The sequence below is a fragment of the Arthrobacter sp. Y3223164 genome (assembly GCF_059091005.1).
This window is the reverse complement of record NZ_JBNHGF010000398.1, coordinates 1-2,462: the sequence shown is the minus strand read 5'-3', so window position 1 is coordinate 2,462 and position 2,462 is coordinate 1. Positions and strand designations below refer to the sequence as shown.

1 protein-coding gene is annotated in these 2,462 nt (G+C 67.6%); it reads left to right on the top strand.

The annotated features are described in order from the left end of the window. Positions 1 to 195 precede the first annotated feature (195 nt). Entirely contained in the window at positions 196 to 2,424 is a 2,229-nt protein-coding gene (locus AC5RUJ_RS14565; RefSeq protein ID WP_494127995.1) for an NADP-dependent isocitrate dehydrogenase, read from the top strand. The last annotated feature ends 38 nt before the right edge of the window (positions 2,425 to 2,462 follow it).

Sequence of the window (2,462 nt, the reverse complement as noted above, 5' to 3'; positions counted from 1 at the left end):
GGAGGCGGTGCACCGCCGTCGTGCCGGGCGCGGGACCGGTCCGGACGCGTGTGGCTTCTGCGGCACGGCGGCTTCCCGTCGTCCTCGCGATCTGCGGTGTGCGCGTCTTCAACCGGCGCCCGGCTGCCCTCCTCGGGTAAATTGGAGGAGTTGAGTAACCAAAGAGACCCACTTTTGCAGGGAGACGCCTCACCCATGGCCAAGATTATCTATACCCACACCGACGAAGCGCCGATGCTGGCCACCTATTCGTTCTTGCCGATCGTTGAGGCCTACGCCTCCACGGCTGGTGTGGAAGTGGAGACCCGCGACATCTCGCTCGCCGGCCGTATCATCGCCGTCTTCGGCGACTACCTCACCCCCGAGCAGCGGATCGGCGACGCCCTGGCCGAACTGGGCGAACTGGCCAAGCAGCCGGAAGCCAACATCATCAAGCTGCCGAACATCAGCGCCTCCGTGCCGCAGCTGAAGGCTGCCATCAAGGAGCTGCAGGGCCACGGCTACGCGCTGCCCGACTACCCGGACGATCCGTCCTCCGACGAGGAGAAGGACATCCGCGCCCGCTATGACAAGATCAAGGGCTCGGCGGTCAACCCGGTGCTGCGCGAGGGCAACTCGGACCGCCGCGCGCCCCTGTCGGTGAAGAACTACGCGCGCCAGAACCCGCACAGCATGGGCGCCTGGACCGCCGACTCCAAGACGAACGTGGCCACCATGGGCGCCGATGACTTCCGCTCCAACGAGAAGTCGGTGGTCATGCCGGCCGACGACAAGATCAAGATCCAGCTGGTGGCCGAGGACGGTACCGTCACGGTCCTGAAGGACGCCTTCCCGGTGCTGGCCGGCGAGGTCATCGACGGCACCGTCATGCGCGCCGCCGCCCTGGACGAATTCCTGGCCGCCCAGGTGGCCCGCGCCAAGGAAGAAGGCGTGCTCTTCTCGGCGCACCTGAAGGCCACCATGATGAAGGTCTCCGACCCAATCATCTTCGGCCACGTGGTCAAGGCCTACTTCTCCGAGCTGTTCGCAGCCTACGGCGACAAGCTTGCCGCTGCCGGCCTGAGCCCGAACAACGGCTTGGCCGCCATCCTGAACGGGCTGGCGGCGCTGGACGCCGAGGACCGCAAGGGCGTCCAGGAACTGATCGACAAGGGCCTGGACGAGGGCCCGGCCATCGCCATGGTGGACTCCGACAAGGGCATCACCAACCTCCACGTTCCCTCGGACGTGATCGTGGACGCCTCGATGCCGGCCATGATCCGCACCTCCGGCCACATGTGGGGGCCGGACGGCCAGGAAGCCGACACGCTGGCAGTGCTGCCGGACAGCTCCTACGCCGGGATCTACCAGGTGGTTATCGACGACTGCCGCGCCAACGGTGCCTACGATCCGACCACCATGGGCACCGTCCCCAACGTCGGCCTGATGGCCCAGGCGGCGGAGGAATACGGCAGCCACGACAAGACGTTCGAGATCCAGACCGCCGGCACCGTGCAGGTAGTCGACGGGGCCGGCACCGTGCTCATCGAGCACCAGGTGTTCCCGAACGATATCTGGCGCGCCTGCCAGACCAAGGACCTGCCGATCCGCGACTGGGTGAAACTGGCCGTGACGCGCGCCCGCGCCAGCCAGACCCCGGCCGTGTTCTGGCTGGACGAAACCCGCGCCCACGACGCCAACCTGATCGCCAAGGTGAACGAGTACCTCAAGGACCACGACACCGACGGCCTGCAGATCGAGATCATGGCCCCGGAGAAGGCCACCGCCTTCACCCTGGAGCGCCTCCGCAAGGGCGAGGACACCATCTCGGTGACCGGCAACGTGCTGCGCGACTACCTGACGGACCTGTTCCCGATCCTGGAGCTCGGCACGAGCGCCAAGATGCTCTCGATCGTCCCGCTGATCAACGGCGGCGGCCTGTTCGAGACAGGTGCCGGCGGCTCCGCTCCGAAGCACGTCCAGCAGCTGCTGGCCGAGAACCACCTGCGCTGGGATTCGCTCGGCGAGTTCCTGGCCCTGGCCGTGTCCTTCGAGCACCTGGCCACCTCCACGGGCAACGCCCGCGCGCAGATCCTGGCCGACACGCTGGACGCCGCCACGGGCACGTTCCTGCTGGAAAACAAGTCGCCCAAGCGCAAGGCCGGCGAGCTGGACAACCGGGGCAGCCACTTCTACCTGGCCCTGTACTGGGCGCAGGAACTGGCCAACCAGACCGCCGACGCCGAGCTGGCTGCGGCCTTCTCCGGCGTTGCCTCCGAGCTGGCCCAGAACGAAGGGGCCATCGTCGGCGAGCTCAACGCCGTGCAGGGATCCCCGGTGGACCTGGACGGCTACTACCGGCCGGACGCCGCCAAGGCCGCCGAGGTCATGCGCCCGTCGGCCACGCTGAACAGCATCGTGGCCACGCTGACCGGCAAGAAGTAGGCGGCGCCGGGCGCCCGTCCGGCAGCAGCCACCCCGTT